The sequence below is a fragment of the Pseudomonadota bacterium genome (assembly GCA_016195085.1).
Taxonomy (GTDB): domain Bacteria; phylum Pseudomonadota; class Alphaproteobacteria; order SHVZ01; family SHVZ01; genus JACQAG01.
The window spans coordinates 1-23,169 of sequence record JACQAG010000019.1; the positions used below are offsets into that span (position 1 = coordinate 1).

Consider the following 23,169-nt stretch of genomic DNA (forward strand, 5'->3'; position numbering starts at 1 on the left):
AGGAGTCTGGGCCGTGTCGCAGTCCCAGTGTGGCTGATCATCCTCTCAGACCAGCTACGGATCGTCGCCTTGGTGGGCCGTTACCCCGCCAACTAGCTAATCCGACGCGGGCCCCTCCAACAGCGATCAATCTTTCCCCCAAGACCGAAAGTCCAGGGGCGTATGCGGTATTAGCCGCAGTTTCCCGCGGTTATTCCCCACTGCTGGGCAGGTTCCCACGCGTTACTCACCCGTCCGCCACTAACTCGTGAGCAAGCCCACGAGCCCGTTCGACTTGCATGTATTAGGCATGCCGCCAGCGTTCGTTCTGAGCCAGGATCAAACTCTCAGGTTGATCGATACATCCAATTCCAATCGCCCAGCCATAGCCAGACAACAAAACCAGACATACCTACCAACAGGAACCATCCTGTCTTACGCGTTCTCTCTACCAAGACGCGCGAGCCAAAACAGCACCTAAAAGCGCCGCCGCCCACGCATCCCTTCCATCCTATAAACACTGTCAAAGAGCGCCCGAACGACTGGACGTCGCTTACTTCCACCCAGAACCGTCGGGGTATACCCGCCGCGGTCACTTTCGCGGCCGGGTCTGGGAATATAGCGACCGGCCCCAGCCTATGCAAGCCCTCGTAACGGCCTGTGGATAGGTTTTTCAGCCGGTTGCGGCCTCGGCGGGCGAACCTGCCCGGAGGTTTGGCCGCCGCCCGCAGCCGCCACGCTCACAGGAGCCCAAGCGCGCGGAGTTCGGCCACCAGCTTCGCCGGCAGATCGTCTCCCTTCCCCGTGGCCGCGACCAAGTCAAGGGGTGCGGCATCGGCTTCGAGATAGCGCCAGCCCTGCATCGCTCGCATCGGCCGCGGCAACGTCGGCACCAGCTTGCGATCCAGCACCAGGGCGCAGCCGGTCCAGCCGTCAGCATCGGTATGACGTTCGATCTTCTTCAGCCGCTGGCGGACCCGAATCTGGCCGCGGATAATCCAGTAGAGCGAGCCCTCATCGAGCAGCTCGTCGGCGCGCTTGGGCATGTTGCGGGTGTAGTGGCAGAGGCGGCCCTCGGTCTTGAGTCGGCGCCGCTGGGCTTGAGCCAGCTCGTCGATGTCGCCGATGCCGACACACATTTTCAACAGATGGAGGGGCATGGATCCAGAATGCGCGTGGAGTGAGAATTAAGCCGCCGCCGGGCGGCCTGCCAAGACTTGGGCCACCCTGGAGGCGCTCGGCCGGCCAAGATACTCTGAGATGAACCGGCCGGCAGCAGCGAGCTTCTCGAGATCGACGCCGGTTTCGATGCCGAGGCCGTCAAGCATGTAGAGCACATCCTCGCTCGCGACATTGCCGCTGGCTCCCGGCGCGTAGGGGCAGCCGCCCAGGCCCGAGACCGCGCTGTCGACAACGCCCACGCCCAACGCCAGCGCCGCCAGGATATTCGCCAGCGCTTGGCCGTAGGTGTCATGAAAGTGCACCCCCAGACGATCGATCGGGACCCGCCCGGCGACCGCGATCAACATCGCCTCCGCCATCGCTGGCGTACCGACGCCGATCGTGTCGCCGAGGGAGATTTCGTAGCAGCCGAGCTCATAGAGCCGCTGGGATACATCGGCGACCGCACCGGGGGCGATGGCACCCTCATAGGGACAGCCGAGCGCGCAGGACACATAGCCGCGCACCCTGATCCCGCGCTCCTGGGCAAGGGCCGCCACGGGCTGGAACCGCTCGAGGCTCTCGGCGATGGAGCAGTTGATATTGCGCTTGGAGAAGCTCTCCGAGGCGGCACCGAAGATCGCGATCTCCTCCACACCGGCGGCGAGTGCCGCCTCCAGGCCCTTGTCGTTGGGTACGAGCACCGGGTAGCTCACGCCGGGGCGCCGGCGCAATCCGGCCAAGACCTGGGCGGTGTCCGCCATCTGCGGAACCCACGTCGCCGAAACAAAGGCGCCCGCTTCGATGACGCGAAGCCCCGATTCCCCCAGCCGCTCGATGAGCTCGATCTTGATCGACGCCGGAACCGCCTTCGCCTCATTCTGCAAGCCGTCCCTGGGACCTACCTCCACCAGCTTGACGCGGTTCGGAACACGCATGGCAGCCTCGATCTCGAATCCAGCGACTATGATGGCGCCAAATGCCTGGGCCTGCCAACGCCGCCGTTGGCAGGGCCGGCCACACGGGCCTCTCCTCCTCGGCGACACCCTGCTAGGCTTGATCCCATGACGCAATCCGAACATAGCCGGGGCGGCGAGGCGACGAGCGAGCCCCTGCTCAAGGTCGATGGGCTGACGCTGCAATACAAGACCCGCGATCGCCTGGTGACCGCCACGTGGCGCGTGAGCTTCCAGGTCTTTCCGGCGGATCGTTTCGTTCTCTTGGGTCCGTCGGGCTGCGGCAAGTCGACGCTGCTGAAGGCGATCGCGGGATTCATGCAGCCGAGCGAAGGCACGATCCGGCTCGCCGAGAGGCAAGTCGATCGCCCTGGTCCGGATCGGATGATGGTGTTCCAGGAGTTCGATCAGCTGCTGCCCTGGAAGACGGTCCGCCAGAACATCCTCTTCGCCATGCTCGCCAGCGGCAAATACCGGCGTTCCGACGCCGAAGCGCGGGCCGAGACCTACATCGATAAGGTCGGCCTGCAGAAGTTCCGCGACGCCTATCCGCACATGCTGTCGGGCGGCATGAAGCAGCGCGTGGCGATCGCCCGCGCCATGGCGATGGAGCCGGCAATCCTGTTGATGGACGAGCCATTCGCCGCTCTGGATGCATTGACCCGCCGCAAGATGCAGGAAGAGCTCCTGCAGCTCTGGGCGGATACGCGATTCACGCTTCTCTTCGTCACCCACTCGATCGAAGAAGCCATCATCATCGGCAGCCGGATCCTCGTGCTCTCGCCGCACCCCGGCCGGGTCAGGGCCGAGCTCAACGCCCATCAGTTCGGTTACGCCGAACAGGGCGGCGAGAACTTCGCCCTCCTGCAGAACCGCATTCACGACATGCTGTTTTCCGAACGCGTGGAAGAGGAAAGGACTCACGTGCGATGACCGACGCGTCGATGCCCGTTCCGCCCATTCGTCCGGAGTTCATCGTGCCGGTGATCGACGACGATGCCATCACCGCCGTCGAGCGCCCGCTGTCGCCCTGGGAGCGCATCGGCAACGTCGAATGGGTGCGCCGTGGCCTGATCCTGCTGGTGCTCGGTCTCCTGTGGGAATCCTATGCCCACTTCCTCGACAATTCCCTGATGTTCCCGCCGCTCAGCGAAGTGCTCTCGGCGCTTTGGATGGAGATGCTGCACGGCCCGCTCGCCCTGCGTGTCGCCACCTCGATCCAGGTGTTGTCGATGGGTTATGCGATTGGCATCGTAGCCGCCGGCGTTCTCACCACCATCGCCGTGTCGACCCGCATCGGCACCGATCTCCTGTCGACGCTGACCGCCATGTTCAACCCGCTGCCTGCGATCGCGCTTCTGCCGCTGGCGCTGCTGTGGTTCGGGCTCGGTAGCGGCAGCATCGTCTTCGTCATCGTCCATTCGGTGCTGTGGGCGGTCGCGCTCAACACGCATTCGGGCTTTCTCGCCGTATCGGAGACGCTCAGGATGACCGGCCAGAACTGCGGGCTGCGCGGCCTCGCCTATGTGGGGAAGATCCTGATCCCGGCGGCATTTCCCTCGATCTTGACCGGCCTCAAGATCGGCTGGGCATTCGCCTGGCGCACTCTCATCGCCGCCGAGCTCGTCTTTGGCGTCTCCTCACGTTCGGGAGGCATCGGCTGGTTCATCTTCGAGAACCGCAATCGCCTGGAGACGGCCTCGGTGTTTGCCGGGCTCACCATGGTGATCATCATCGGTCTGGTGGTCGAGAGCGTGATCTTCCGCACGGTCGAGCGCCATACCGTGCGGAAATGGGGAATGCAGCGCTAGCTATTCGTCCTCGGCCAGTTCCGCGAGATCCGCACCCTCCTCGACCTGGTCACCGACGCCGTAGTTGACGGTTGCCACGGTGCCGGAACGGGGCGCCTTAATCGTATGCTCCATCTTCATCGCTTCGAGCACCACCAGCGGCTGACCCGCCTCGACCCTCTCGCCCGGCCTGACCAGAACCTGCACGACGCGGCCTGGCATGGGAGCGGCGAGCCGGCCATCGACTCCCTCATCGGCATCGGCGAGCGAAAGCGGGTCCAGGACCACGAGGCGACGCGCATCGCCGCGTGCGAAGACGGTCACGGCGTCGGGTTCGAAGGCGACGGCAGCTTGCAGCCGATGACCGGAGAGCGCGGCGATGAGCGTGCCGTCGGACTGAAGCCGGCCTTGCGCGAGGATGGTGGCGCCCGGCAGCTCGACGCGATGGCCCAATCGCCCGAAATGCACCATGACGCCGGTTTCGGTTTCGCCATCCCTGAAGACGACGCGGTGGTGGCCCTCATCGTTGAGCCGCCAGCCGCGACCCGTCGCCCATGGTGAGTGCGGATCGGCGGAGCTCTTTGCGCCAGCGTCCGCCGCAGCCTCGCATCTGAGCAGCAGGGCAAGCGCGGCGATCGTCAGGGACTCATTGTCGATGGGCAAAGGCTGGGCCAAGAGCGTCTCCCGGTGCCGGTCGATGAAGTTCGTATCGACCTCGCCCTGCGCCAGCGCCGGGTGTTCGGCAAGCGCCTTCAGAAAGTCTCGGTTGGTCGCAAGCCCGGCGATCTGCACGTCGTTCAAGGCACGCACCAGCCGCCTGAGGGCCCGGTCCCGTGTCTCGTCCCAGACGATGAGCTTGGCGATCATCGGGTCGTAGTGGATGCCAATGGCGTCGCCGGCGCGCACGCCCGCATCGATCCGAACGTGTCGGCCTGCCGCCGGCAGACGGAAATGCCCGATTCGCCCGGTCATGGGTAAGAAGCCGGAGCGCGGGTCCTCGGCGTACAGCCGAACCTCGATCGCATGGCCGGTGATCGCGAGCTGGTCCTGAGCCGATGGCAGCCGCTCGCCTGCAGCCACGCGCAGCTGCCACTCCACCAGATCCTGACCGGTGATCATCTCGGTCACCGGATGCTCGACCTGCAGGCGCGTGTTCATCTCCATGAAGTAGAAGGTGCCGCCTCTGTCCATGATGAACTCCACCGTGCCGGCACCGCGATAGCCGATGGCACGGCTGACCTTGATCGCCGCCTCGCCCATGGCGTGGCGACGATCGGAGGTCATGCCCGGCGCCGGCGCCTCCTCCAGCACCTTCTGGTGCCGTCGTTGGATCGAGCAGTCGCGCTCGAACAGGGTGACGACGTTGCCCTGTCCGTCGGCGAAGACCTGGACTTCGATATGCCGCGGCCGGTCGAGATACTTCTCGATCAGCAGGCGATCGTCGGCGAAGCCTTTGCTGGCCTCGCGCTTGGCGCCGGCGATTGCAGCGGCAAGATCGGCAGCGCGCTCAACGATGCGCATCCCCTTCCCGCCCCAGCCCGCGGACGCCTTGATCAGCACCGGATAGCCGACGCGTTCGGCCTCGGCGGCGAAGGTATTCAGATCCTGCTTGTCGCCGTGGTAGCCGGGAACGAGCGGCACACCCTTCTTCTCGAGCAGCACCTTGGCCGCGCTCTTCGAGCCCATGGCGCGGATCGCGTCGGCCGGCGGACCGACGAAGACGATGCCGGCAGAAGCGCAGGCTTCGGCGAACGCCGCATTCTCGGAGAGGAAGCCGTAGCCGGGATGGATCGCCTCGGCGCCGGCCTGCTGCGCTGCGCCGATGATCCGAGCGATGTTGAGATAGCTTTCGCTGGGATCCGCCCCGCCGATGGGCCAAGCCTCATCGCAGCTTTCCACGTGCAAGGCTCCGGCATCGGCCGCGGAATAGACTGCGATGGTGCGGATCGCGAGCCGTCGGGCGGTACGAGCGATGCGGCAGGCGATCTCGCCGCGATTGGCAATGAGGAGGGAAGCGAACAAGGGACCGCCCTAGCCCGGCTAAGCCCGCATCCAGGCGGGCTTGCGTTTTTCCAGAAAGGCCGCCACCCCCTCCTTGCCTTCCGCGGTCGCCCGACGATGGGCGATGCGGCTGGCGGTCAGCTCCCGGATCGCGCCATCGATCGGCCGATCGGCGACATCGCGGATGAGCCGCTTGGCGTCGGCCTGGGCTTCGGGCCCGCACGTCAACAGTTCCTCGACGGCGCGGGCTATGGCGGCATCGAGGCCGTCCTTCGCGACAACCTCATGCACGAGCCCGAGGCGATGCGCGGCCGAAGCATCCAAGCGCTCGCCGCTGATCGCATAGCGCCCGGCGTGGCGCGGGCCCATCGCGGCGGTCACATAGGGGCTGATCACTGCCGGAATGAGCCCGAGCCTCACCTCGGAAAGCGCGAAGACGGCCGCCTCGCTCGCAATCGCGATGTCGCAGGCTGCAACCAGGCCGACGCCTCCGCCGAAGGCAGCCCCATGCACGCGGGCAATCGTCGGCTTCGGCATCTCCGCCAGCTCTCGCAGCATTTCGGCGAAGTTGAGGGAGTCGGCCATGTTCTCCGCCGGCGAGGCCGCGGACAGACGCTTCATCCAGGTGAGATCCGCACCGGCCGAGAAGCTCTCCCCATTGCCGGCAAGGACCATGACGCGAACGCCCTGGTCCGCGGCAATACCGCGGAACGTCGTCGCCAACTCGGCGATCAGCGCCTCGCCGAAGGCGTTGTGCACCTCCGGACGATTGAGCGTGACGGTCGCCACGCCGCGTCGATCGACTTCCATCCTCACGGCTGTCTCGCTCATCCCGGCCTCACATCCGGAACACGCCGAACCGCGTCGGCGGAATCGGCGCGTTCAAAGCCGCGGAAATGCCGAGCGCCAGCGCCATGCGGGTGTCGGCGGGGTCGATAATGCCATCGTCCCACAGACGGGCGCTGGCGTAGTACGGGTGACCCTGCGTCTCGAATTGCTGCACCAGAGGCGCTTTGAACTCGGCTTCTTCCGCCGCCGTCCAGGCCGCGCCGGCGGCTTCGAGATTGTCGCGTCGCACCTGAGCCAGCACCGAAGCGGCCTGCTCGCCGCCCATGACCGAGATGCGGGCATTGGGCCACATCCACAACAGGCGGGGGCCATAGGCGCGGCCGCACATGCCGTAGTTGCCGGCGCCAAAGCTGCCGCCGATGATGACGGTGAATTTCGGGACGGCTGCGGAAGCGACCGCCGTCACCATCTTGGCTCCGTCCTTGGCGATGCCACCTGCTTCGTATTTCCTGCCGACCATGAAGCCAGCGATGTTCTGCAGGAACACCAGCGGGATGCCGCGCTGGGCGCAGAGCTCGATGAAGTGCGCGCCCTTCAGCGCCGACTCCGAGAAGAGGATGCCGTTGTTGGCGATGATGCCGACGGGATAGCCCCAGATGCGGGCGAAGCCGCAAACCAGCGTCGCTCCGTAGAGGGATTTGAATTCATCGAGCTCGCTGGCATCCACGATGCGGGCGATGACGTCGCGCACGTCATAGGGCGTGCGGCGATCGGGCGGCAGAACCCCGTAAAGCTCGTCGGCGTCCCAGAGCGGTTCCTTGGGCTCATCCAAGGCGAGCGCGACCGCCTTGCGGCGGTTGAGGTTGCCGACGATGCGCCGGGCAATGCCGAGCGCATGGGCATCGGAGTGGGCGTAGTGATCGGTGACGCCGGAGCGGCGGGAATGCAGCTCGGCGCCGCCCAGCTCCTCGGCCGTGACGACCTCGCCGGTCGCCGCCTTGACCAAGGGCGGACCGCCCAGAAAGATCGTGCCTTGGCCCTTCACGATCACGCATTCGTCCGACATCGCGGGAACATAGGCCCCGCCTGCCGTACAGCTCCCCATGACCACGGCGATCTGGGGAATGCCCTCGGCCGAGAGCGTCGCCTGGTTATAGAAGATGCGGCCAAAGTGCTCGCGGTCGGGAAACACCTCGTCCTGGCTCGGCAAATGCGCACCGCCGGAGTCGACGAGGTAGATGCAGGGCAAGCGGTTCTCTCGCGCGATCTCCTGGGCGCGCAGATGCTTCTTCACTGTCATCGGGAAGTAGGTGCCGCCCTTGACCGTGGCGTCATTGGCCACCACGACGCACTCCTGGCCTTGGACGCGGCCGATCCCGGTGATGATGCCGGCAGCGACCACGTCCTCGCCATAGAGGCCGTGGCCGGCGAGCTGGGAGAGCTCGAGGAAGGGCGAACCCACATCCAAGAGCGTGCGCACGCGCTCGCGCGGCAAGAGCTTGCCCCGCGCCAAGTGGCGCTCCCGCGCCTTGGCGCCGCCGCCATCCTTGATCCGCCTTATCTCAGACTTGAGATCCTGGACCAGACGCCGCATCGCCTCGGCGTTGCGCTTGAACTCCTCCGAGCGCGGGTTGACGGCTGATTTCAGGATCGCCATGGAAGAGGGCTCTACCAACCCCCGGTATCGAGCCAGCGATCGAGCTGGTCGAAACGATCGTGACCCCAGAACGGCTCGCCGTCGGCAATGACGAAGGGCGAGCCAAAGATGCCCTGAGCGATGGCCCGCTCGGTTTCGGCGCGCAAGCGATCCTTGACCTTTGGCTCGGCCATGCCGGCCAATAGGGCGCTGCGATCGATGCCGATGCCGGCGGCGATGTCGGCCACCTGCTCCGGCTTGTCGATGACCCGTCCCTCCCCGAAAATTGCGTGGTAGACGGCCAATGCCAGAGCCTTGGCACGGCCCGGCTCGTTGTCGGTGAGCCAATAGAAGGCCCGCGCCGGGGCCACCGATAGGAACGGGAATGGCTCCGGCAGCTTGAACGGTACGCCAAGGAAGCCCGCCGTCCGCTCCATGTCGCGGCGCGAATAGGCGCCTTTCATGGGAATGCCGGTGAGCGGCTGACCGCCGGTCGCTTTGAAGACCACGCCCAAGAGGAAGGGATGCCACCCGACCGGGCGGCGATGCTTCTCCGCGAGCTTGTCGATTCGGCTCGCGGCGAAATAGCCATAAGGCGAGGCGAACTCAAACCAGAACTCAATGGGACCGGGCAAGACAGGCTCCCCCACGATCGTGGCGCCCACATATTAACGCGGCGCCAGGGGCCCGCGGAACAGCGATGACGAGCGCCGCCCGAAGCCGGACGGCGCTCCTCCGGTCACCCGATGATCGCCAAGAAGATCATCGCCATGCCGATGACGCCAACGAGGAAGGCCAGCGTCCTGAGCCAAGGAATGCCGGCGATGAACACGATGGCGTGCGCAACCCGCGCCCAGAAGAACAGCGTGGCGCCCAGGGCCGTGGTGGCGTTGGCATGGCCGCTCACCTGCGCGACCAGGACCAGAGCGGCGAAGGGAGCCAGGTTCTCGACCATGTTCACATGCGCACGGTAGGCGCGCTCGGCCCAGTCGGGCAGGGCCGGCGGGTTCTTCGGGTAGCCGACGGTGTCAGCCAATCCCCAGACCATGGAACGCGACAGCACATAGGGCAGGAACAGCACGACGCAGAAAGCGGAGCTCCAGGTGAGCATGATGAGGTCGGTGGTCATGGTATCCCCCCAAGGTTGGAATTCGCTGGTCTCCTACCCGGCTCGAACCAGCACGAGATTGGACTGTCGCCGCTTCCCCAGACTCTCAAGCCCCCGCGATCGCCCGGGCGATGACGAGGCGTTGGATGTCGCTGGTGCCTTCATAGATCTGGCATACCCTGACGTCGCGGTAAATGCGTTCGACCGGAAAGTCTACGAGATAGCCGTAGCCGCCATGGGTCTGGATCGCTGCCGAGCACACCTCTTCGGCGATCTCGGAGGCGAAAAGCTTGGCCATGGCCGCTTCGGTGAGGCAGGGACGCCCGGCGTCGCGGAGCTGGGCGGCATGCAGCACCAGCTGGTGCGCGGCTTCGATCTTGGTCGCCATGTCGGCCAAGCGGAAGCCGACGGCCTGGTGGTTGATGATGGCGGTGCCGAAGGCTTGCCGTTCCTTGGCGTAGGCGAGCGCTGCCTCATAGGCGGCCCGCGCCATGCCGACTGCCTGGGCGCCGATGCCGATTCGCCCACCCTCGAGATTGGCAAGAGCGATGCGATAGCCCTGCCCCTCCTCTCCCAGCATCAGATCCGGCGTCAGCCGCATCTCCTCGAAGACGATCTGGCAGGTATCCGATGCCCTTTGGCCAAGCTTGTGCTCGACCCGTGCCACCCGGTACCCCTCCGTGTCGGTCGGCACGATGAAAGCGCTGATCCCCTTCTTACCGGCCGCGGGATCGGTGACCGCAAAGACGATCGCGAGATCGGCGTTGGCCCCCGAGGTGATGAACTGCTTGGTGCCGTTGAGCACCCAATGATTGCCGTCGCGGCGCGCCCGGGTGCGGATCGCGGCGGCATCCGATCCCGCGCCGGGCTCGGTCAAGCAAAACGCCGCGAGCGTCTCCCCCTGCGCCAGCGGCTTCAGAAAGCGCACTTTCTGCGTCTCCGAACCGAACTTGTAGATGGGCATGCAGCCGACGGAATTGTGCACGCTCATGATGGTGGAGCAGGAGCCGTCGCCGGCCGCCACTTCCTCCAGCGCCAGCGCGTAGGAGACGTGGTCCGCGGCGGAGCCACCCCATTCCTCCGGCACCAGCATACCCATGAAGCCGAGCCGGCCCATCTGAGCGACCGCTTCCTTGGGATAGCGCGCCTCGGCATCCCACAAGGCGGCGTTCGGCTTCAGCTCCTGCTCGGCAAAGGCCCGAGCCGCATCGCGGATCATCGTCTGCGTTTCGGTCAGCAGCATGCGTTCCCCCGCACCGGCGCTGGGCCCGACCTCACCATGCCACCGGCGCGCCTTGGAAATCGTAGAACTTTCCGGTATCGGCGAGACCGGCGCGAGCGATCACCTTGCGCATGCCTTTGATGCTGTCGGGAATTGCGACCGCAGCCGACGCGCCACCCATATCCGTCTTGACCCACCCTGGATGCAGCAGCAGGCAGGCGATCCCCTTTGACTTGAGGTCGAGGGCAAGGCAGCTCACCGCCATGTTGAGCGCGGCTTTGGAGGCGCGATAGGCGTAGCTCCCGCCGCCGTTCTCGGTGACCGAGCCCAACCGGCTGGTGATGAAGACCATCAGCTTCTTGCCGCTCCGACCGACATTGTCCACCAAGGCCTCGGCAACGCGGAGCGGCGCCACCGTATTGACGCGGAAGGTCTCCTCCCAGGCGCCAAAATCGAGCGCCCCCAGCGCGCCGTTGCGATCGAGATAGACGCCGGCGTTGTTGATGAGAATGTCGACCGGCATGCGGTCAAGCGCCTTCGCCAAATCGACAACCGATTGCATGTTGGTGACGTCGGCTTGGTGGATCCGCACGCTGCCCTTCAGGCCCTTGAGCTCGGTAGCCTTGGCAGGATCGCGGACGGCGGCGTGGACGGTCCAGCCGTCGGCGGCGTAGGAGCGGGAGAATTCGAGACCGAGGCCCCGATTTGCGCCGGTAATCAGCAAGGTTGGCATGATTTGTTCCCCAGGATTGGGACAATGCGAAATGAGGTCAGCCCCGACGGCCCGGCGTTCCCGCGCGGCTTCCGTGAACCGCTTACGGCCGATCAGGCACCGAACTCGCAGAGCTTCGCATCACGTAGCAATTCAACGAGGCTACTATCTTCGGCTACGCTTGGAAACCTCGGCGATCGAGCCCCGTCCCAAACTATTTACCTCAAATGGGAGACTGTCGTCGGGAACTTTGCGTGGCGCATGTCGCGGCCAAACTCCACTCTTCATTCTAAGTTACCGCTGAAGCGCCGCGCCGTCGGCTACGGATTCGTCGGATCTATGCGAACGGTGCAACTCAGCATTTGCCAATGCCGGGCCAACGTGAAGGAAGACAACGATGTTGCGGGTGGGGATTGTTGGTTGCGGGCTTGTTGCTCAGTGTATTCACTTGCCGACCCTGCGGGAACTTCGGGATCGCTTGATCGTAACCGCGATTTGCGACGTGAGCCGCAGCGTTCTCGATGCGATCGGAAGCGAATGGGCGATCCCTACCCGCCTCGAGGACTATCGCGATCTCATCGCTCGCGAGGATGTCGATATCGTCCTCGTGGCGAATCCGCACGTCTTTCACGCCGAGACCGCCATGGCGGCCATGCGAAAAGGAAAGCATGTTCTCATCGAAAAGCCGATGTGCATGACGGTTGTCGAGGCGGATGCGCTCATCAAGGTTGAGGAGGAGACTGGCGTAGTCGCGCAGGTCGGCTACAACCGTCGCTACGCGCCAAATCTTGCAGCCGCCGCCGAGGTCGTGCGCGCGCTACCTGGAATACGCCTCGCACGCGTGCATGACGTTCTGGGGCGAAATGCCATCATCGTTCCACAGGTCACCAAAGTGATCACACCCTCGGATGCGTCACCGATCGCCACACAGAAATTGGGCGATATCACAGCGGCAAAGGTGATCGAAGCAATAGGACCGGCGTCCGCCCTACTGCAGAATGTCTACATGGGATTGGTGGGTCTCAGCAGCCACGACCTTTCGGCCATGCGTGCCGTTCTCGGCTTTCCTCAGCGTGTGTTGTTCGCCACCGCCCGTGGTGACGATGGCAGAAGTCTCGCAGCTGCCTTCGACTACGGAACCTATACCTGCCTATTCTCCTCCGACATCGACCTGATCCCGCGCTTTGACGCAAACATGGAAGTCTACAGTGCGTCCAAGGTTGTGAGGGTCGAGTTCAACACGCCGTTCGTGAAGAGCATCCCGGCGACCCTGACGATAACGGATATCGACACTCACGGAATGGCGCGAACCAGCTCGAGTTTCTCATTCCGAGATAGCTTCCTTCTCGAATGGATTGCTCTGCATGAGACCGTTAGCACCGGCCGGCGGCCGAATACGTCGATCGCCGATGCGCGCCAAGACCTGTTGCTGTTCAGAGATATGATCGACCACATGCGCACGAATGGATCGAGTTGAGAGCGCGACCGGTGGCAAATCCGACTTAAGGGCAGGAATGGGCAGACCGTACAATCGTCGAGACCTTCGGACGCAGTCAGCCCGATCTCGTCAAAAGCTGGAACCTAGCCACGAACATCGAACGGATCTGCTGCGCTAGGCCCGCTGGAATTCACTCGGGTTCCCCTTATCGAGCGCGTTTTTCAAGGCATGAGCGACTCGATCGAGGCAGGTGGCGGCCAAAGCGAGATCGGTCTTCTTGGCGCTTGGATGTACGCGCAGCCGCACGACCACTCGGCGGCCGTCTTGCGTCCGATGGATTTGCGCTTCAAGAGAACGGAGGCCGAGGACAGAGCGTGTCTCCCCGGTGTCCCACGACGCCCTGCGACGCACGAGCGCCATTTCCTGGCCATCGGACAGCAGAATGAGCGCAGCCGAAGCGTTGGTGTCGCTGCGAAGCACCGTCAACAGTGGAGCAGTTGGACCCTGCAATGCTCCAATCCCGTGGCGTGCAAAGCCAAGCCGCGCTGCTTCAGGCCCCGGCGATACCCGACGAGCGCCGTCACGTTCGACGAGCCCGGCGCCCTCCAAGGCCCGGACGCAGGCGAAGACCGACGAGCGGGGCAAGGCCAGCGCCGCCGCCAGAGCAGACACCGATATCGGGTCACCCTCGGCCAGCTTGACCAGGATACGCCCGACCATAGCCAAGCCGCCCCGACTAGACGCCATCGCGCAGTTCCTGCATCAACGCTGCCGACCGGTTGTAGCGATTGCCGCGATAATGCACGCGAAACGCGCGCGGGTTGTAAAATTGGCCGATCCCCGTGGCGAGGATCAACTCGTCCGGCAAGTCCCAACGGACATGTTCATCGGCCCACAGGTCGGGTCGAACCGAGGTTGTTGCATGCCCGCGCGTGATGACGACCTCCGTTGCGACGTCGACGCGACGCGGAACCCACCGCCCCCTCAGGACATCGAGAAGCACTTCAATCGCACGGAGGCCCATGACCGGTGGATAGTCGACCGCGGCAAGCGGCACTCTGTGTCGCACCGCCAGTTTGTAGGTCAGGTTGAGATCGCCGCCGGTGTGGGGCGGGATGCGGCACAGCGGACCGCCAGCATCGATGCAAGCCATAAGAGAACCGGCGGCCTGAAGCCCGGAATCGCACCACACGCCGCGGATCGCATCACCATGTCGCCGCAGCGCCTCGATCATGGCCGCTCGCCCGGCATCTCTCTGCCAAGCAGTCCACTGCACGTCGAGGATCTCGATCCCGGAAAACTCCGCGAAAACCGACCGCGCGCCTGAAAGCCGGCGCTGGGCCGGCTCCGCCTTCTCATCGCCCGGCAGCAGCAGTACACCTCCCTCCCCACTGAGATATTCGGCGAGCCACCGGGCCATGGTGCGGCCGATCATCCAATCGTCGCAGGTGACAAAACTGGTGTGGGGAATGGCTTCCGGCAGTCCGCGATCGACCAACACGGTGGGCACACCGCGTTCGGCGGCGCGCGCGATGACAGGGCCAACGCGCTCGCCGCCCAAAGCGCTGACGACAAGGCCGTCCACGCCTCCGTCAACCAGCGACTCGATATCGGCGATCTGGCGATTGACGTCGTGAGCGGCATGGCGGACGGCGAGGGACGACACCAATTCGCAGCGCTTCGCCGAGCCGAACTCGACGGCGTGAACCAGGGCCGTGCGCCACGGACTGTCGAGAGCGGCATTAAGAAATCCGATCCGAAACTTCGGCGTGCGGCGGAACCGCCCGGCATCGGTCAGCATGCATGCCTGATCGTGGCGCAGCAGGCCGAAGCCATCCTGGCCGATCACCGAGCTCGAGGAGTGGCGGGCGAGCTGCTGCTCGTCCTCTCGTCGCGCCCCAGCCTCGAAGCGCTGGGCCAGCGCATCGCAAAGCGGCCCGAGGCCGATCCTTCCCCTCTGCGAGGTATCGAGGATATCGCTCGCGGCGAACGTCCTGGCGATGCGATGCATGCTGGCATGGGGAATATCGAGATTGGCGGCGATTTCCGCGGCGCAGCAGGTGCCGCTCACGGTCCCCATGGTCTTGAGGAGCGCAATTGCGCTGTCTATTCCGCGCTTGTACCGCCGGCGCGGCCTGCGCTTTTTCGTGATCGCCAAGGCGTTACCCCCGCCGGTGATAGTCCGGCTCCCATGAAAGCCACATCGGCGACGTAAAATGCAATCCGAATTGCTCAAATGCGGGACCCCGTCCCGATCATTGCACCCTGGAAGACACGGAGATCGGGGATGATGCGCCAATAGGCCGACACGAGAGTCGATCGGGGAGCGCTATGGCGAGCCAAATCTTCAAGAAAAACAGCATCCTCCACGTCTCACTCGTGTCGAATTCCCTGGACGAATCGATCGCGTTTCTCACCGGCTTGTTCGACCGCAAGCCCGATCGGATCGGCGGATCGGCCGATCCCGCCGAGGCGAACGCGCAATATCGAGGCGGCCCCTCTCGCGCCTCCTGTCGCCTCGCGGTGTGGAATTTCGACAACATGTATCTCGAGGTCATCGAGCCGGACAAAGAGCCCAGCGCTTGGCGGGACTATCTGGATCGACATGGTCCAGGCCTGCATCATATCGCCTTCGAAGTCAGCGACATGCCGGACAAGATCGCCAAGCTCGAGGCGAAGGGGCTGCCCCTCCTGCAATTGGCGGAGTTCGGCGGCGGTCGTGGGCGCTATGCCTATGTCGATGCCGAACGGCAGATTGGCGCCGCGATCGAACTCTTGGAATGGTACTGAAACCGTCAGGCGCCTCGAACCGATATCCGGGAAGCTTGGAGTAAGCGCATGGCCGCGGATAAGAGGAAGCCTCCGACACAAATCTCGTTCCAGCTCTACTCATCGCGAAAATTCCCACCCCTCGAGCGGCAATTGGAGACACTTGCTCGCATAGGGTACGCCGCCGTCGAGCCGTGGCTACCGGCTTATGACGCCGATCCGGCCGAGTTTCGCCGGCAGATCGATGCCGCCGGCCTCGCCTGTTTTGGATTTCACATGTCGTTTCCCGGCCTTGTCGACGAGCCCCAGCGGTTCATGGACATGGCGAGGACCTTTGGCGCGAGCACGCTGATCGTCCCATCCGTGCCGCGCGGAGAGCGCGTCAGGGATGTCGACGGGTGGCGGCGCGTCGGTGACGGCCTTCGCCGCGGCGCCGAGCTCGCCGATGCGGCGGGGCTGCGGGTGGCATGGCACAATCACGACTTCGAATATGTTCGCCTGGCGGATGGCAAGCGCCCGATCGATCACATCTTCGAGGCGGCGGGCCCGACGGTCGAGTTCGAGATCGATTGCGGCTGGATCACGCGCGCCGGCACGAGCGTGGCCGACGAGCTGCAGCGCTTCGCAGAGCGCATCACCATCATTCAGACGAAGGACATGGCTCCTCTCGGGACCGTCGAAGAGGACGGATGGACGGCGACCGGTGACGGCATCATCGATTGGAAAGCCTTGTGGCCGCTCTTCCTCTCGACGCCGGTCGAGTACTTTGTCGTCGAACATGACGATCCGGCGGACTGGGCGCGCTTTGCGGAACGGTCGTACCGCTACCTGAAGCGCATCATCGACAATGGCTGACGCTCTGGCGATCAGCGCCGCCTGTATGGTCATCCTCATCCAGGCGCTTCGATCGGCCTAGAACAGGACCGCCGCGATTGACGGTCGCGACAGCGAATTGCGCGCCGCGCGCCCGCTGCGATCCGCAGCGCGGCCCGGCGGCACCGACGCCTTCGTTTGCCGCAATCTCTGTCTCAAATCGCGGACTGGTGAGCCAACCTCGCGCTTTACCGGTCCGGTGACCCGCCTACGATCGTTGGCACGCCCTACCGACCCGATTGCGCAGGGACGCGGCGACGATACCGGCACGGAAAATTCGAGATGACTGCCTATTTGTTCAAAGACGTGTGGATTTGGGACGGCGAGCGCGACGACCGATATCCGGGCGAGGTTCTGATCGAGGGGAACCGGATCAAGTCAGTCGCTAATGGCGCCGATCAGATCGGTGCCGATGCCGCACCGCGCGTGATCAACGGCAATGGAAAGACCTTAATGCCGGGGCTCGTCGACGGGCACTGCCATCTTTCCTTCGTCGGGCCCACGCGCAATCAGGACCTCGGAGAAATCCCGGTAGAAGAGCATTTGCTGAGGACCTGCCGCAACGCGACGTTCGTCCTCGAGCACGGATTTACCAGTTGCTATTCCGCCGCTTCCGCCAAGCTCAGGATCGATGTCGTCGTCCGTCAGGAGATCGAGGACGGATTTCTGGCCGGTCCGCGGTACCGCGCCGCCGGACCGGAGATAACGGTCACCGGCGGCCTCGGCGACGAGCGCAAGGCGCACATGCATGCGGAAAGCTTTGGCATGATTGCAGACGGGCCGGACGGCATACGCATGGCCGTCCGCCTGTGCTGCCGCGAGGGCGTCGACAACATCAAGATCAACATCTCCGGCGACGAATTCGTGAGTACCGCACGCGCCGAGATCGCGTCGATGGGCGAAATCGAGGTCGCAACCGCCGTTGAAGTCGCGCACGAATGGAGCAAGCGGGTGTCATGCCACGCAAGGGGCGCGGAGTCGGTCAAACGAGCCGTGCGAAACAAGGTCGACTGCATCTACCATTGCGATTTCGCCGACGAGGAAGCTCTCGACATGCTCGAAGGCGTCAAGGACACCGTGATCGTGGGCCCCGCCTTCGGCTTGGTGCACAACTCGGTATTTGAAGGCGAGATCGCTGGGCTTTCGAAGGAGATTGCGGCGCGGATGGGATTGCCCCGCAAGCTCGAGGCGACATGTCGAACCTACGAGCAGATCAGGAAGCGCGGAATCAAGGTAGTGATCGGCGGCGACTACGGATTCAGGATCACGCCGATGGGACAGAATGCCAGGGATATCGGGCACTTCGTGAAGTTCTTCGGCTACACGCCGGCCGAAGCCATGCGATGCGCGACGACGGTCGGGGGCGAATTGATGGGCCACAAGGGCGAGCTCGGCGTCATAAAGGAAGGGGCCTTGGCCGATATCCTCCTTGTCAACGGAAACCCGCTCGAAGACTTGTCCCTCCTGGTCGGCGCAAAGGCGTTCGCGATGATCATGAAGGACGGAAGACTCCATCGCGATCCGGGATCGAATTGGCGCGCAGGGTGAGGAAGAGGATGCTTGGGCGCATCGGCCAGGCCGGAGACAAGCCTTGACCACGATCGTCGGCCCGCGGCACCGCTTGGGCAGAACGACGCTCGCGCCCTACCTGTTCATCCTGCCGTTTGCCAGCCTTTTCGCTTTTTTCGTGCTGGCTCCGATGCTCTACGCGGCGCAGCTCAGCTTGTTCCGCCAGACGATCGTCGGCGGAAACCGCTTCGTATGGTTCGACAACTACGCGCGCGCGCTGGTCGATCCCGATTTCTGGGACGGCGTCAGCAACATGCTGCTGTTCGGCGCGATATTCATCCCGACCCTCATTGCGTTCGCTCTAGCCGCGGCGCTGATTCTAGATACCGACGTGATCCGCCGAAAATCGCTGTTTCGGATAGGCATCTTCCTGCCATACGCCATTCCGGCGGTGATTTCGACGCTCCTGTGGGGATACTTGTACGGTCGGAACTACGGCCCCGTCGCTCAGATCGCGAAGGCGCTTGATTTGCGGCCGCCCAACTTCCTTTCCGACGGCATGATCCTGCCTTCGCTGGCGAATGTCGCGATATGGCAAAGCACGGGCTACTATTTCGTCATCCTCTATGCCGCGCTGCAGTCGATTCCGACCGATCTCGCTGACGCAGCCGCCATAGATGGGGCCAATCGCTGGACATACGCCTGGCACGTCAAAATCCCGATCATCGCGCCGACGATATCGATCGTGCTGGTTTTCGCCGTCATCGGGACGCTGCAGCTGTTCAACGAGCCCTATCTGCTGCGGATCGCCGCGCCGGACGTGATCAACGTCCACTTCACGCCGAACATCTATGCTTATGGCCTCGCATTCATCAATCACCAATACAATTACTCCGCGGCGATCTCGTTCGCCATTGGGGCGCTCGTCGCGATTCTTTCCTACTTGTTGATCTGGAGCGTCTCTCGCCGCAGCGGGGGGAAATTGTCGTGACCAAGCCCGGCACGAATGCGGTCAGCTTCAGGCGGACGAAAACCCTGAACACCATCGTTCTGTCGCTGTTCCTGATCTATTCGCTGCTGCCGATTTACTACTTGGGCATCTCGACGACGAAGAGCAGCCGAGATTTGTATTCGACGTTCGGCCTGTGGTTTTCATCGGAATTTCACCTCATCGCCAACCTGCAGGAGCTATTTGCCTACGACGGCGGCAGATATCTCCGCTGGATGACTAATTCGATCTTTTATTCCGTGGCTTCGGCCTCGGGTGCGACCCTGATCGCAAGCATGGCGGGGTACGGGCTCTCGCGATACGAATTTGCCGGCAGGCGCCTGCTCGTCGCGATCGTCATCGGCGCCGTGCTGATTCCGCAAACGATCATGGTGATCCCTATCTTTCTCATGCTGGCGAAGATCGGTCTTCTCGATTCAGCCTGGGGCTTCATCTTACCGTCAACGGTCTACGCGCCGGGCGTCTACCTGATGCGTGGCTATATCGACCAAAGCGTGCCGATGGAGCTCATCGAAGCAGCGCGCATGGATGGCGCCAATGAGCTGACGATATTCGCTCGGATCGCCTTGCATCTGATGTCACCCGGTCTGGTAACCGTCTTCCTCCTTTCATTTGTGCATTGCTGGAATAGCTACTTTCTGCCGTTGGTCGTCTTCACCTCGGCCGACAAGTTTCCAATCAATGTCGGCCTCCCAATTTGGTACCAGTACGCAACGCAGGGATCGGGCGGCTCCAGCGGGCAGGGGTTGTTTACCCTGATCCTGACCGGCGCATTTGTCGGCGTCCTGCCGATCGTCGCAGCCTTTGTGTATCTGCAGCGCTATTGGCAGGGCGGCCTCGCCAGCGGCGCGATCAAATGAAGAGATCACGCTCCGCATCTGCGTCGGATGGATCGGGACATTGCCGGTTTGGTTGCCAGCATTGCACGGGTCGCGGGATCCGCAGCGCTGGGAGCGCTCGTTCGAAATTCGACGATGAAGCATCGAGAAACCAACGCCCCTTGCAGGGGGCGGCCAACCAAGGGAGAAGCGCCGTGAAGCAGACCAAAGCCAGCATTATCGGTCGCCGAGACATCCTCAAGACAATGGGAGTGAGTCTCGCATTGCCGGCAGTGTCGATTTTTCCTGGAAGAGCTCGAGCAGCGGAGCCGGTGACATTGAACATGTGGCAGTGGATTCCTGACTTCGATACCCAGGTAGAGCTGTTCAATAAAGCCAACCCGAACATCAAGCTGGCGCAGCTCAATGTGGGCGGCTCGGCGGCACAGTCTGTGAAGCTGCGCAACGTCCTCACGGCCAAGACCGGTGGGCCGGATATCGTGATGTTCACCTATGCCCAAGTGAATGGATTCGCCCGACTGGGAGCCATGGCCGATCTCACGCCCTTCGGAGCGGCAGATCTAAAGAGCAAGTTCACGAGCTACGCCTGGAATGAATTGAGCAAGGACGGAAAGATCTACGGCCTTCCCCTCGATTGCGCGCCTTTAGTGCAGGTGTATCGGCAGGATCTATTCGAGCAGTTCAACGTGAAAGTTCCGCAGAATTGGGATGAATTCGCCGATGCGGCCATGAAGGTCCACGCGAAGTCGCCGAAGACCTTCTTATCCAATTGCCTGTTCAGCAGAGGCGAGTGGACCATCGCGCAGCTTTGGCAGATGGGTTGGCGCGGTATCGAGACGAAGGGCGACACGATCAGCATCGAGATGAACGGCAAGATCAGCAAGGATCTTGCAAAGTACTGGCAGGCGCTCCTCGATGACAAACTGGTGGAGGCGCAGCCCGGCTTCACAACCGACTTCTTCTCGGCCCTCGATGACGACCGCTATTTGGAGATCATCGCGGGATCATGGTTCCCCAACTATTTCCGCCCGCAAGCCAGGAAGACGGCTGGGAAGTGGCGGGTGGCGGCGGCCCCGCAGGTCAAGAGCGGCAATACCCAGACGGCTTTTGGCGGCGCCGCTTTCGGCGTGTGGCCTGACACGAAGCACCCGAAGGAAGCGTTCGAGACGATCAAATGGCTGCTCACGGAGCGAAAGCCCACGGAACTGTACGTCAACAAGCAGTTCCTGACGCCGACCCTGAACGAGCTCCTCGACGACCGCCCCTTGTTGGACACGGCCTTTGAGTTCTGCGGCGGACAAAAGGTCAACGAAGTAGTCTTTGACGCCGCGAAGAAGATCCTGCCGCCGGTCGCGACGGCGCCATTCCATGACTACGTGCTCGAAATCATGAACGACGAGCTGAGCCAGGCCGCGGCTGGAAAACGGAAGCTGGCCGAGGCATTCGATCGCCTGCAGGACAAGCTGGTAGCATTCGCGAAAGATCAGGGATTCACCGTGAAGACCTGATTCGGGTCAAGGTAGCGGACAGGGATTCAGCTCGTCCGGTTGGAAGAGCGTTCAAACCGGCCGGACGAGTTGACTCTCACGCTGGTTACGACACCTGAGCGAGGGGTGGGCCGTTTCCCTATCGGCTGAATATAAACGGGTGAATTCCGGCCCCAGCCCGCGACTCGCACCGGTTACGAGAAGAGTAGCATGGATTTTCCTTCGTCGGGTTCGGCCGATTGGTTTTACATGCGACAAGAAATCTTCGCCGACTAGCGCCACGCGCCGATGACCACCCCCATGAGCGCCAGATAGATAAGCTGATAGCCGGCATCGATCACGAAGGCCTGCAGCGATTTACCGGAATGTATGTTGGCGATGAGGCCGAAGGGGGCGGCAAAGCCGATCCAGACGGAGAGACCGAGCCCGAGCCCCTGCTGCCATCCTGCGGCGCCAGTCCATTCGATCAACACGGCGATCGCCAATGCGATGACGATTTGCGAGAGGAACGTCACCACCAAGGCACGCGCCGCATTGGGGCCCCGCTGCATCTCCTGAATCTTTTCCGGCGTGATGCCACTGGATTTAATCCAAGCATTCTTGAAGAGGCCGCCATACCAGGCCCAACCCAGCATGAACGATGCGAAGCCAGCGAGGAGAACGGCGAGATAGTTCACATTGGCCATGGTGGGCGCTCCCTCAAAGATTCTGCCTAAGCCGTTTCCTTGAACAGCTCCCGGCCGATCAGCATGCGGCGGATCTCCGAGGTGCCGGCGCCGATCTCGTATAGCTTCGCATCGCGCAGCAGACGCCCGGTCGGGTATTCGTTGATGTAGCCATTGCCGCCCAGGCACTGGATCGCCTCGAGCGCCATCCAGGTCGCCTTCTCGGCAGCATAAAGGATGGCGCCGGCCGCATCCTTGCGCGTGGTCTGGCCGCGATCGCAGGCCTTCGCCACGGCGTAGACATAGGCCTTGGCGGCATTCATCGTCGTGTACATGTCGGCGAGCTTGCCCTGCATCAGCTGGAACTCGCCGATCGGCTGGCCGAACTGCTTGCGCTCATGCACATAAGGAAGCACCGCGTCCATGCAGGCCTGCATGATGCCGATGGGGCCGGCGGCGAGCACGGCGCGTTCATAGTCGAGCCCGCTCATCAGCACGTTGACGCCGCCGTTCACCTGGCCCAGCACATTCTCCTCGGGCACCTCGCAGTTCTCGAAGACGAGCTCGCAGGTGTTCGAGCCGCGCATGCCGAGCTTGTCCAGCTTCTGCGCCGTAGAGAAGCCCCGCATCCCCTTCTCGATGATGAAGGCGGTGATGCCGCGCTGCGCTGCTTCCGGATCGGTCTTGGCATAGACGACGAGCGTATCGGCGTCCGGGCCGTTGGTGATCCACATCTTCGAGCCGGTGAGGACATAGCGGTCGCCCTTCTTGACCGCCCGGGTCCGCATGCTGACGACGTCGGAGCCGGCTCCGGGCTCGCTCATCGCCAGGGCCCCCACATGGGTCCCCTGGATCAGCTTCGGCAGGTACTTCTGGCGTTGCGCCTCGGTGCCGTTGATGCGGATCTGGTTGACGCAGAGATTGGAATGGGCGCCGTAGGAGAGGCCGACCGAGGCCGATGCCCGGCTGATCTCCTCCATCGCCACGCAATGCTCCAGATAGCCCATGCCGGCGCCGCCATACTCCGGCCCGACGGTGATGCCGAGCACCCCCAGCGTGCCGAGCTTGGGCCAGAGATCCATGGGAAAGGCGTTCGAGCGGTCGATCTCGGCGGCTCTCGGCGCAATCTCGTCCGCGGCAAAGCCGCGGACCGTGTCGCGCAGCATCTCGGCGGTGTCGCCCAGATCGAAGTCGAGACTGGGAAAGTCATTGGCTGCCATGGTGAT

General features: G+C 63.4%; 22 protein-coding genes and 1 rRNA gene. 9 read left to right on the forward strand and 14 right to left on the reverse strand.

Annotated features, from left to right (window positions below):
• The 3 genes from HY058_05295 to HY058_05305 form a co-directional block, all read right to left on the reverse strand.
• Positions 1 to 335: ribosomal RNA gene (locus HY058_05295) — 16S ribosomal RNA — on the reverse strand; the annotation flags it as partial.
• A gap of 384 nt (positions 336 to 719) precedes the next feature.
• Positions 720 to 1,139 carry a DUF1489 domain-containing protein gene (locus HY058_05300; GenBank protein MBI3496700.1) on the reverse strand — a complete coding sequence of 140 codons (420 nt, stop codon included), beginning with the start codon at positions 1,137 to 1,139 and terminating at the stop codon, positions 720 to 722.
• A 27-nt stretch (positions 1,140 to 1,166) separates the two neighbouring features.
• The gene (locus tag HY058_05305; protein MBI3496701.1) at positions 1,167 to 2,078 is read right to left on the reverse strand and encodes a hydroxymethylglutaryl-CoA lyase; all 912 of its coding nucleotides are present in this window, start codon (positions 2,076 to 2,078) and stop codon (positions 1,167 to 1,169) included.
• 126 nt (positions 2,079 to 2,204) lie between these two features.
• Between HY058_05305 and HY058_05310 the strand changes: the two genes are divergently transcribed.
• Both HY058_05310 and HY058_05315 read left to right on the forward strand, forming a co-directional pair.
• On the forward strand, positions 2,205 to 3,029 hold the full coding sequence (locus tag HY058_05310; GenBank protein MBI3496702.1) for an ABC transporter ATP-binding protein: 825 nt from the start codon (positions 2,205 to 2,207) through the stop codon (positions 3,027 to 3,029).
• Positions 3,026 to 3,907 (forward strand): ABC transporter permease subunit, encoded by an 882-nt coding sequence (locus tag HY058_05315; protein ID MBI3496703.1) that lies wholly within the window; start codon positions 3,026 to 3,028, stop codon positions 3,905 to 3,907. Before HY058_05310 ends, HY058_05315 begins: the two co-directional genes overlap by 4 nt.
• Here the strand turns inward: HY058_05315 and HY058_05320 are convergent, their stop codons facing one another.
• From HY058_05320 to HY058_05350, 7 genes are all read right to left on the reverse strand, one after another.
• Complete coding sequence (locus tag HY058_05320) at positions 3,908 to 5,908, reverse strand: acetyl/propionyl/methylcrotonyl-CoA carboxylase subunit alpha (protein ID MBI3496704.1); 2,001 nt, start codon at positions 5,906 to 5,908, stop codon at positions 3,908 to 3,910.
• An 18-nt stretch (positions 5,909 to 5,926) separates the two neighbouring features.
• Positions 5,927 to 6,718, reverse strand: coding sequence for an enoyl-CoA hydratase/isomerase family protein (locus HY058_05325; protein ID MBI3496705.1), 792 nt, complete (start codon positions 6,716 to 6,718; stop codon positions 5,927 to 5,929).
• Positions 6,719 to 6,725: 7 nt separating this feature from the next.
• Positions 6,726 to 8,333, reverse strand: coding sequence for a methylcrotonoyl-CoA carboxylase (locus HY058_05330; GenBank protein ID MBI3496706.1), 1,608 nt, complete (start codon positions 8,331 to 8,333; stop codon positions 6,726 to 6,728).
• Between the two features lie 11 nt (positions 8,334 to 8,344).
• Entirely contained in the window at positions 8,345 to 8,947 is a 603-nt protein-coding gene (locus tag HY058_05335; protein MBI3496707.1) for a 2-hydroxychromene-2-carboxylate isomerase, read from the reverse strand.
• 104 nt (positions 8,948 to 9,051) lie between these two features.
• The gene (locus tag HY058_05340) at positions 9,052 to 9,441 is read right to left on the reverse strand and encodes an MAPEG family protein (GenBank protein MBI3496708.1); all 390 of its coding nucleotides are present in this window, start codon (positions 9,439 to 9,441) and stop codon (positions 9,052 to 9,054) included.
• 85 nt (positions 9,442 to 9,526) lie between these two features.
• The gene (locus HY058_05345) at positions 9,527 to 10,663 is read right to left on the reverse strand and encodes an acyl-CoA dehydrogenase family protein (GenBank protein MBI3496709.1); all 1,137 of its coding nucleotides are present in this window, start codon (positions 10,661 to 10,663) and stop codon (positions 9,527 to 9,529) included.
• A gap of 31 nt (positions 10,664 to 10,694) precedes the next feature.
• Positions 10,695 to 11,375 carry an SDR family oxidoreductase gene (locus HY058_05350; protein ID MBI3496710.1) on the reverse strand — a complete coding sequence of 227 codons (681 nt, stop codon included), beginning with the start codon at positions 11,373 to 11,375 and terminating at the stop codon, positions 10,695 to 10,697.
• Between the two features lie 376 nt (positions 11,376 to 11,751).
• Between HY058_05350 and HY058_05355 the strand changes: the two genes are divergently transcribed.
• Complete coding sequence (locus tag HY058_05355) at positions 11,752 to 12,831, forward strand: Gfo/Idh/MocA family oxidoreductase (protein ID MBI3496711.1); 1,080 nt, start codon at positions 11,752 to 11,754, stop codon at positions 12,829 to 12,831.
• A 135-nt stretch (positions 12,832 to 12,966) separates the two neighbouring features.
• On the opposite strand, the gene HY058_05360 is transcribed toward HY058_05355, so the two are convergent.
• Entirely contained in the window at positions 12,967 to 13,512 is a 546-nt protein-coding gene (locus HY058_05360) for a helix-turn-helix domain-containing protein (protein ID MBI3496712.1), read from the reverse strand.
• 16 nt (positions 13,513 to 13,528) lie between these two features.
• Positions 13,529 to 14,950, reverse strand: coding sequence for a substrate-binding domain-containing protein (locus HY058_05365; GenBank protein ID MBI3496713.1), 1,422 nt, complete (start codon positions 14,948 to 14,950; stop codon positions 13,529 to 13,531).
• A 173-nt stretch (positions 14,951 to 15,123) separates the two neighbouring features.
• Here HY058_05365 and HY058_05370 point away from each other — a divergent pair, with 173 nt between their 5' ends.
• From HY058_05370 to HY058_05395, 6 genes are all read left to right on the forward strand, one after another.
• The gene (locus HY058_05370; GenBank protein MBI3496714.1) at positions 15,124 to 15,582 is read left to right on the forward strand and encodes a VOC family protein; all 459 of its coding nucleotides are present in this window, start codon (positions 15,124 to 15,126) and stop codon (positions 15,580 to 15,582) included.
• Between the two features lie 48 nt (positions 15,583 to 15,630).
• Positions 15,631 to 16,416, forward strand: coding sequence for a sugar phosphate isomerase/epimerase (locus HY058_05375; protein ID MBI3496715.1), 786 nt, complete (start codon positions 15,631 to 15,633; stop codon positions 16,414 to 16,416).
• 300 nt (positions 16,417 to 16,716) lie between these two features.
• Complete coding sequence (locus HY058_05380) at positions 16,717 to 17,982, forward strand: amidohydrolase family protein (protein MBI3496716.1); 1,266 nt, start codon at positions 16,717 to 16,719, stop codon at positions 17,980 to 17,982.
• A gap of 43 nt (positions 17,983 to 18,025) precedes the next feature.
• Entirely contained in the window at positions 18,026 to 18,934 is a 909-nt protein-coding gene (locus tag HY058_05385) for a sugar ABC transporter permease (GenBank protein ID MBI3496717.1), read from the forward strand.
• Positions 18,931 to 19,812: a carbohydrate ABC transporter permease gene (locus tag HY058_05390; GenBank protein MBI3496718.1), complete on the forward strand. Its 882-nt coding sequence runs from the start codon at positions 18,931 to 18,933 to the stop codon at positions 19,810 to 19,812. Before HY058_05385 ends, HY058_05390 begins: the two co-directional genes overlap by 4 nt.
• 173 nt (positions 19,813 to 19,985) lie before the next feature.
• Positions 19,986 to 21,299 carry an extracellular solute-binding protein gene (locus HY058_05395; protein MBI3496719.1) on the forward strand — a complete coding sequence of 438 codons (1,314 nt, stop codon included), beginning with the start codon at positions 19,986 to 19,988 and terminating at the stop codon, positions 21,297 to 21,299.
• A 251-nt stretch (positions 21,300 to 21,550) separates the two neighbouring features.
• On the opposite strand, the gene HY058_05400 is transcribed toward HY058_05395, so the two are convergent.
• Entirely contained in the window at positions 21,551 to 21,964 is a 414-nt protein-coding gene (locus HY058_05400) for a DUF1761 domain-containing protein (GenBank protein MBI3496720.1), read from the reverse strand.
• A 26-nt stretch (positions 21,965 to 21,990) separates the two neighbouring features.
• Entirely contained in the window at positions 21,991 to 23,163 is a 1,173-nt protein-coding gene (locus HY058_05405) for an isovaleryl-CoA dehydrogenase (protein MBI3496721.1), read from the reverse strand.
• Positions 23,164 to 23,169: the final 6 nt, after the last annotated feature.

Coding starts and splice junctions, on each gene's coding strand:
- HY058_05330 (MBI3496706.1), bottom strand. CDS start 8,333: ATGGCGATCCTGAAATCAGCCGTCAACCCGCGCTCGGAGGAGTTCAAG.
- HY058_05380 (MBI3496716.1), top strand. CDS start 16,717: ATGACTGCCTATTTGTTCAAAGACGTGTGGATTTGGGACGGCGAGCGC.
- HY058_05315 (MBI3496703.1), top strand. CDS start 3,026: ATGACCGACGCGTCGATGCCCGTTCCGCCCATTCGTCCGGAGTTCATC.
- HY058_05370 (MBI3496714.1), top strand. CDS start 15,124: ATGGCGAGCCAAATCTTCAAGAAAAACAGCATCCTCCACGTCTCACTC.
- HY058_05360 (MBI3496712.1), bottom strand. CDS start 13,512: ATGGTCGGGCGTATCCTGGTCAAGCTGGCCGAGGGTGACCCGATATCG.
- HY058_05300 (MBI3496700.1), bottom strand. CDS start 1,139: ATGCCCCTCCATCTGTTGAAAATGTGTGTCGGCATCGGCGACATCGAC.
- HY058_05405 (MBI3496721.1), bottom strand. CDS start 23,163: ATGGCAGCCAATGACTTTCCCAGTCTCGACTTCGATCTGGGCGACACC.
- HY058_05375 (MBI3496715.1), top strand. CDS start 15,631: ATGGCCGCGGATAAGAGGAAGCCTCCGACACAAATCTCGTTCCAGCTC.
- HY058_05310 (MBI3496702.1), top strand. CDS start 2,205: ATGACGCAATCCGAACATAGCCGGGGCGGCGAGGCGACGAGCGAGCCC.
- HY058_05400 (MBI3496720.1), bottom strand. CDS start 21,964: ATGGCCAATGTGAACTATCTCGCCGTTCTCCTCGCTGGCTTCGCATCG.
- HY058_05355 (MBI3496711.1), top strand. CDS start 11,752: ATGTTGCGGGTGGGGATTGTTGGTTGCGGGCTTGTTGCTCAGTGTATT.
- HY058_05325 (MBI3496705.1), bottom strand. CDS start 6,718: ATGAGCGAGACAGCCGTGAGGATGGAAGTCGATCGACGCGGCGTGGCG.
- HY058_05340 (MBI3496708.1), bottom strand. CDS start 9,441: ATGACCACCGACCTCATCATGCTCACCTGGAGCTCCGCTTTCTGCGTC.
- HY058_05305 (MBI3496701.1), bottom strand. CDS start 2,078: ATGCGTGTTCCGAACCGCGTCAAGCTGGTGGAGGTAGGTCCCAGGGAC.
- HY058_05350 (MBI3496710.1), bottom strand. CDS start 11,375: ATGCCAACCTTGCTGATTACCGGCGCAAATCGGGGCCTCGGTCTCGAA.
- HY058_05345 (MBI3496709.1), bottom strand. CDS start 10,663: ATGCTGCTGACCGAAACGCAGACGATGATCCGCGATGCGGCTCGGGCC.